The sequence below is a fragment of the Microbulbifer sp. MI-G genome, from assembly GCF_030440425.1.
Taxonomy (GTDB): Bacteria; Pseudomonadota; Gammaproteobacteria; order Pseudomonadales; family Cellvibrionaceae; genus Microbulbifer; species Microbulbifer spongiae.
Genome location: NZ_CP098023.1, coordinates 3,621,863 through 3,629,601, shown reverse-complemented (window position 1 = coordinate 3,629,601; position 7,739 = coordinate 3,621,863). Strand labels below are relative to the sequence as shown.

Sequence of the window (7,739 nt, the reverse complement as noted above, 5' to 3'; positions counted from 1 at the left end):
TAATTATTAATTCCTTATGCCAACAGATTCTATAGCCTCTGATCTCAATGTTTTAGCGGGCAGAATGCAGCGTTTCAAAACAATTATAACCCGCGCTTTGCCTCTGGTGATTGCGTTAGGATCTTCTCTGATTACAGTATTCATCGATTTAGCCATGTTGGGCGCCCTGGGCGACAGTGCTATAGCTGGAGTAGGTTTGTCAGGCTTTTTAAACACCCTAATCCTGGCGGTTATGCTGGGCATAGTGCCGGCGGTACAGGGTTTGACTGCACGTGGCAAGGGGCAGGGCATGGAGCCAGACAAGCTGCTAAGGATATTGCATTCAGGGCTGCTACTGGCAGTAGTACTGGGACTGCCAATGCTGATTATCTGTTATAGCGTGATGCCATATGTCTATGGCCGACTGGCGAGTGCCCCCGGTATTGTTGAACAGGGATTGCCCTATTTACAGGTACTGCTATTGGCAATAGTCGCTCAGGGCATGCTCAATAGTTTTGATGGCTATTGGAATGGTCAGGGCAAGATTAAGTGGTTTATGCTGGTACTTTTGTTGATTAACTGCTTGAAACTGCTTGGTAATTTCATCCTGATTGAGGGCAACTGGGGTGCTCCGGCTTTAGGAACCAAAGGTGCCGCACTGGCTACTGTAATTGCTTTATATAGCGGTGTGTTATGTTATTTACTGATCACCATAGTACAAACCCGAAAGGTGTTTCTTAGCAGCATGGTGGTTGACCAAAACCAGTTGATGACGCTGGGCAGAATAGCACTTCCGGTAACCTTCCAGCAGGGGCTATTTTCGCTTGGCTCAGTAGTGATGTTCTGGATTTATGGCCTGATTGGTGCGGCCGAAATGGCCGCTGCTACCGTGCTAATTAGAACCAGCATGGTGCTGCTGGTATTTGCCAGTGCTCTGGGCAAAGTACTAGCCACACTGGCCTCGAATTCGCTGGGTAGTTCACACCCTGATGATGCCATGCAATGGGGTTGGGATGTAACTTTATTAGGAGTGTTAGGAATCAGTACTTTGGGGGCACCCTTGCTGTTCTTTCCTGAACAATTTTTGGCGTTATTTCTTAACGATGTTGCGACTGTGCAACTGGCTATAGTGCCTGTACAAGTTATCGCAGCCACCACAGGCGTGGTCGGAATAAGTTTTATTTTAAGCAATACTTTATTCAGCGTCGGCTACGGAAAAAAAGTAGCTCTGGTATCATTTTTATTGCGCTGGTGTTTGTTCATTCCTGTAGCCTGGGTAATGGTTGTTCATTTACAGCTTGGATTATTGCAAGTTTGGGTGGCACAAACTTTGTATGGATTGTTACTGGTGATTATATTGCTGCAAATGTGGAGAGCAGGTGCTTGGCAAAAGAAAACACTTTAATTATTTATTTGCATAGGAGAGATAAGGAGTGAATGGCAGAAAAATAGTTAGTAAAATCACTGTTTATTTATTGGGGACAATTGCAATATTGTTGGCATTAATGCAGGTCATACAGTTTTACTGGAAGATGTCAGGTTCCAGCGAATGGCAGTTGGAGATTGATAAAAATGGCGTTCAGGTGTACTCCATGAAGTCACCGGGAAAAGGCCTCAAACGAGTAAAGGCACATGTGGATGTGCAGGCAAACATGCATAGCGTCATTGCATTTTTTCAGGATCAAACCACCTGCCCGGAATTTGGTTGTCTCGAAGCAAAAATTATTGACCGCAAAAGTCCCCAGCTCTATTATTCGGAGTTTAAGTACCCATTTCCCATGAATCACAGTGTCAGACAGTTTGTGGTTAAGTCGCAATTTGTGCAGGATGCTGGCACGGGTATTGTTTATTATTATCATACTGCTGCCCCTCACGTGCTGCCAGTAGATGATTGCTGTTTCAGAGTTACAGAGTTCAACGTCCATTACCGATTTATCCCAAAAGAGAATGGTATTATTGAGATAGAAATGCAGCGCGATTTCAACCCGGGTGTGTATTTTCCTGATTTTATGTTGAACAAAATTTTTGTTAATGGCGCATTTAGGGTGTTGAGCCGTTTCCAGAGTTTTGTTGATCGAGAAAAATACCGGAACGCTCATTTCGATTTTATTACGGTGTCCTAAATATCATTGCACATCCGTTCCTTTGTGTTTCTATTCTTGATTTTATTAAATTAGGATTTTCAATAAAGGATCTTATTCCGTAATTAACGATAAATCCGGTATATTTTTTGGCTATATGCTCAGGATTTTCTGGAAGCGCCTACAAAGAGAACCCTGAACTGTTATTAACGAAGTCGCAGTTCCAGTAAAAACATCGAGCTGATAAATAACACCGGTTAGATTGTAGCATCCCATTGTCAATAATGTTGCGCTCTCTTGAAGAATATTTATAATCTCTCATAACGTGAGATGAAATTTAATTTTAGATTTCAATACTTAAAGTTGAGTGAAGATAGTTTTAATCATATCTCCCAAGAGCAGATTCTGCATTGATTGAATGTCGAGGCATTGTTTTCTCTGTAAATTATAAATATCAATAGAAGCAGGAATGATTATGAGTTCTGAAATTATAAAAAGTACTGTAAAACCACTAGTAATACTAAAAAAGATAGGCAGATATATTGGTATTATTTTTTTTGTCATAGTGCTTGTGGCAATAGCATGGTTGATTTACTTCACCTATTCAGGTACCGGTGAATGGCAGTTGATTCGTGAAGACAACGGAGTACAGGTGTATTCACTAAAAGAGCCAGGAACCACTCTGATGCGTTTTAAAAGTTCAACTAAGGTCAATGCTACATTGGGAGCATTCGTGAAAATGATCCACGATCCCAATGCCTGTGGGAGTTTTTGTCATGATGGTAAGCTGATTGAACAGGTCGCCGATAATATACAGTATTCCAGCTACAAAACGAATATGCCTTTGTGGTTCAAGCGGCGGGAAAAGCTGGTAATGATTCACACACAGCAGAATCCTGAGACAGGCCAGGTGGTGACCAATATTATTGCTGCACCAAATCGCTCCGAAAGAGATCCCTGCTGTTTGCGTACCACCCATAAGCATAATATCTGGACGATGACACCAATGGAGAACGGTCAGGTCAAAGTGGAGTTTGTTTTTGACGAGGATTTCGGCGGTAATATGCCCGGGTTTTTGGTTAACTCAGTAATGAAAAAATATATGTATCGAGTCATGTATCACATGCAATCATTGTTGGATCGTGAGTTATACAAAGATGCCACAGTTGATTTTATTCAGGAGCCTTGATGAACTTCTGCTAATGATGTTGTTTCAGGTTCACCAAAAGCATCATTTCAGATCCCTGGTTTGTTTTAAAATGAATGAAATATTTCATAAGAATTTAGCTGGCTACTTGCTGTTGCCTCTGCTTGACGCGAGTCAAAAATGCGGACTATTTTCTGCTTTGAGAGTTAATAGTTATCAAACCCTGGACAGTCTGGTAAAAGCTACTGCCATTGGGAAAAGTCGCTTAAGCTGGCTACTGGAGTTGTTAGAGAATACGGGGCTGGTCGTACAGCAGCTGGATAAAGGATTTCGTTTACGACAAAGGCTGCAGCAGCTTGTAGCAATTGACCTGTTGACGGAACTGTATCATTGCCAGCCTGAGCAGTTAGCCGAAAAGCTCGGCGATAAAGCTATTGTTGAACTTTCTTCCACACTGCCAAAGCAACATAACAACGTCGAGGTACAAATAATAACGCAAAGCTTATCAGTTATTATTAATATGCAGCTTGCATTGTCCGGTACTATTGAACAGGAAAAATCATCATCTGCTCTGACGGCTCTGCCACAATCTTTGATGGACTGGTTAAGCAAGCAAACACCACTTCCACTCAGTGAAAACAGTGCGGAAGAGTTGGCAGCCTTAATTGCTTTTCGCCGTCATCTGAGCAGCTTCGCCACTCAGTTATCATCCCATTGCACTGATTTAAGCGCAGTGAACCTAATATCATTTACTAGCGAAATAGCCCAGCAACTGGGTAGGATATGTCGAGAAAAATCGCCATTGATATTGCTTCTGCTGAGTGGATCGACACAGTTGCCACTGGACATTTTTCGCTCCGTATTATCTGAGGCCATGGGGGTCAGCTGTATTGTCGTAACTACCGAGATGTTGCCTTTGGTACAGTTGGATGCATCACGGCAATTGGTGCTGGTTGATTTAACCGGCCAGCCACAGGCTGAACTATTTAGGTTATCTTTATTGGCCCGGGACAATGTGCACCTTGTGGTGATGGCGAACAATGTGCCGAAAAGTCTGTCAGATTTACTAGCCAATGCTGGAATTACTGGCTCCGGGCAATGGATGATTGAGGCTGCGGGGAGAGGTTGGTTTGATCAAACCACCGCTGTTCGTATTCCCGCAAGCGGCAGCTGGTTACAGGCCAGTCTGCATACCATGGAGCTGCGAGATTATAGTATCCGCAATGCCTGCTACACCGATATCCCGCGGTTATCAGTACTGGAGCAGCTTTGTTGGGATCATTCACAGATCCCCAATGAATTGCTGGCACAGCGTATTGCTAGATACCCGGCGGGACAACTGGTTCTGGAATATCAGGGAGCCGTGATAGGCGTAGTTTACAGTCAGCGTATAAATCGAGTTTCGGCAATTTTCCAGCAAAATTATCTTTCGGTACATGAGTTACATGATGACTCTGGGCATATAGTACAGCTACTGGCGATTAATTTGCACCCTGATTTCCAGCACTTGATGCTGGGTGATCAGCTGCTGGAGTTTACCCTACAAAAAGCAGCGCTGACTCAGGGTGTTGATCGTGTGGTTGGTGTCACACTGTGTAAAAACTATACGGCGGCTAAACATCGGGATTTTGCGCAGTATATTCAGTGTAGAGATGTCAATCAGGATACTATACTGGCCTTTCATCGAGCCCATGGTGCCGAGATAGTATCGTCAGTTGCCAACTATCGCCCAGAGGACAGCCGAAATCAGCATAAGGGCGTGCTGGTATCTTACGATATTGATCAGCGCACTGTGGCAAGAAATTTCACCAACCCAACTACTGCCAATCGAGCATACCCGTTTAGTGAAGCGGATATTCGTCAGGAGTTAAGCATCTTGATTGGCACTATTGTGGACCTGGATGAGCAACAGTTAGACCCTGAGCAGCCATTGATGGAAATGGGTCTGGACTCAGCAGATTTATTAAAGTTGCAAGGGCAGCTTGAAACCAAATACGGGCTTCGTTTATCGTCAAAAGTATTCTTCCTACACAATAACCTGATAAAGTTGAGTAACTTTGTGGCCGGTGAGTTGACCGGCAAGTCCAGTGTTTGTGATAAGCTATCGTACAAAAAAACCACTACCGGTACTGATCCGTCTGGCATAGTGTCACAGCAGACTATTGCAGTGGTGGGTGTGGCGTGTCAGTTACCCGGCGGTATCAATAATCCGCAGCAATTCTGGAAGGTTTTACAAGGCGAGCAGTGTGTCATCGGTGAATATCCCAAGTCCCGTGGACTGTGGCTCAATGCCGAACAGTACCCAGGGACCCAGTGGGGCGGTTTTATCGAAGATGTAGATAGGTTTGATGCAGCTTTCTTTCGTATTTCACCTGTTGAAGCCGTTACTATGGATCCTCAACAACGCCTGTTAATGCAGGCTACTTGGCATTGCCTGGAAGATGCCTGTATAGCGCCAGATACACTACAAGGTAGTGAGACCGGGGTTTATATCGGGATCAGTAATATCGATTACGGCAGAGCCATGCAGGATAGTCGCATGGGTGTACACGCCTATTTTGCCACCGGGAGCGCTTTGTCAGTTGCGGCCAACCGAATATCTTATTTTTTCGATTTTTGCGGCCCTAGTATGGTGATGGATACTGCTTGTTCTTCCTCACTGGTCGCGTTGCATCAGGCTATTACCGGATTACGGCAGGGCCACTGTCAATTGGCGCTGGCAGGGGGGGCAAATGTGATTTGTCACCCCTATCTGAGCCTGGCCTATAACAAGGCCGGAATGCTGGCCGGTGATGGGCGCTGTAAAAGCTTTGATAGCAAAGCCAATGGTTATGTGCGCTCTGAAGGTATTATCATGTTGGCGCTGAAACATTTGGCAGATGCTGAAAAGAGTGGCGATCGAATTCATGCACTGATCCCTGGCAGTGCCAGCAATCATGGCGGATTAGCCGGTGGTTTAACTGTCCCAAATGCCATCCGACAACAAGAACTGCTTAATGCTGCCTGGAAGGATGCAGGAATAACTGCCGATCAACTCAGTTATCTGGAAGCCCACGGCACTGGAACTTCACTGGGTGATCCGATCGAAATCGAAGCTATACGCAGTGCAATGGCGAATAGCAGAAGCATTGCTAGCTGTCACTGTTTGGTGGGTTCAGTGAAAACCAATATTGGTCATTTGGAGTCAGCGGCAGGTTTAGCTGGGGTATTGAAAGTTATACTGATGATGCAGCATAAGCAGATCCCAGCTTCATTACATTTTCAGCAGCTCAACCCTGAGATTGAATTGCAGGATAGTGGTTTGGCCATTGCCAGTCGCGCACAAGCTTGGCACAGTGACAATCATTCATTACTGGCAGGGGTCAGCAGCTTTGGTTCCGGTGGCGCTAATGCCCATGTGGTATTAAAAAACTACGCTGCTCCTCTGCGGTTTGGCAGCTTGTTTGGTGAGGGTGTGGTGGTATTATCGGCAAAAACCCCCGAGGCGTTAAAAGCCAATGTTAGAGCAATAAAAGCCTGGGCTGAAGAGCAACAATCAGAGGCGCACTTTGCAGCATTTCTTTACACTCTGCAAACTGCAAGAGCGGCTTTGCGGCATCGGTTGGCATTCGCCGCCAGTTCTTTTTCCCAGCTAATAAGGCGACTGGATTGTTGGTTACAGCAACAGCATACCTCGGAAACTTTTATTAGTGGTGAAGTAATTGGTTCGCCGGTAGTGACTTACGATCAATCGCTAGTAACCGCTCTGGATAAGGCCAGAGCGTGGTGTGCAGGAAAAATCATAGATTTTAGTGGCGATTACCATGAAATTCCCGATAAACTTCGTTTGCCGGGCTATGTTTTCCAGGGTAAAAGACATTGGTTTGTAACACAACAACAGCATACGATAGTAGATGATATTCTCGGTGATATCAGTCAAAGGAAAACAACAATAAGCTGTGAAAAAAATTGGTTGCAATTACCAGACCGCTATATTTTCAATCAGGAACAATTCCGCTGTCTGTCGCTTAACTTGCTACTGGAATCCGCCTGTCGTAGTGCAGCCAGATTTATGCCGGGAGTCAATGGTTGGTTGATCAGCGAATTACGATACCAACCGGCGATACTGACTGATGATGCTGCTATCCGTTTACGTCTTGATGCGCAGCTTAATAACTCTGATTCCCTGGCAATACTATTTTCAGTGATCCGGCAACATGGTGCAGTGGAGCTGGCTACTTTGACAATACAGGCGATCAAAGATGTGGGATTACAGCGATCAGAGTCAACCTACATCGGTACAACGCCAATAGTGGTTTCAGAAATTCAGGGACAACAGCTTCCGAACAATGCCTTAAGCAAAATTCTGCCACTGTTGGTGAGAGAGGACACAGGAATTATAAGCATAAGGAATATTGAAATATATCCGATGTCTGCTTATGGCAGGCAGGTAACAGTCGTTTTTGATCAGCAGCAAATCGAAATTCTGGCGCAGGGCAAGACAGTGATCAAAGTACAGCGAAATCCACAATTGTACTGACCATACCCATGCC

4 protein-coding genes are annotated in these 7,739 nt (G+C 44.9%); all 4 read left to right on the top strand.

Annotated elements, in window-relative coordinates:
- The first annotated feature begins 64 nt into the window (after positions 1-64).
- The 4 genes from M8T91_RS15010 (at position 65) to M8T91_RS14995 (ending at position 7,726) form a co-directional block, all read left to right on the top strand.
- Positions 65-1,384 (top strand): MATE family efflux transporter, encoded by a 1,320-nt coding sequence (locus M8T91_RS15010; protein ID WP_301414976.1) that lies wholly within the window; start codon positions 65-67, stop codon positions 1,382-1,384.
- Positions 1,385-1,412: 28 nt separating this feature from the next.
- A complete protein-coding gene (locus M8T91_RS15005; RefSeq protein WP_301414974.1) occupies positions 1,413-2,102 on the top strand; it encodes an SRPBCC family protein in 690 nt (229 codons plus the stop codon).
- A 433-nt stretch (positions 2,103-2,535) separates the two neighbouring features.
- The gene (locus M8T91_RS15000) at positions 2,536-3,249 is read left to right on the top strand and encodes an SRPBCC family protein (protein WP_301414972.1); all 714 of its coding nucleotides are present in this window, start codon (positions 2,536-2,538) and stop codon (positions 3,247-3,249) included.
- A complete protein-coding gene (locus tag M8T91_RS14995; protein WP_301414971.1) occupies positions 3,218-7,726 on the top strand; it encodes a beta-ketoacyl synthase N-terminal-like domain-containing protein in 4,509 nt (1,502 codons plus the stop codon). The genes M8T91_RS15000 and M8T91_RS14995 overlap by 32 nt, the downstream gene beginning before the upstream one ends.
- Positions 7,727-7,739: the final 13 nt, after the last annotated feature.

What these genes read in the sequence shown, in the direction of transcription:
- M8T91_RS15010 (WP_301414976.1), top strand. Translation starts at nt 65, where the DNA reads ATGCAGCGTTTCAAAACAATTATAACCCGCGCTTTGCCTCTGGTGATT.
- M8T91_RS15000 (WP_301414972.1), top strand. Translation starts at nt 2,536, where the DNA reads ATGAGTTCTGAAATTATAAAAAGTACTGTAAAACCACTAGTAATACTA.
- M8T91_RS14995 (WP_301414971.1), top strand. Translation starts at nt 3,218, where the DNA reads ATGCCACAGTTGATTTTATTCAGGAGCCTTGATGAACTTCTGCTAATG.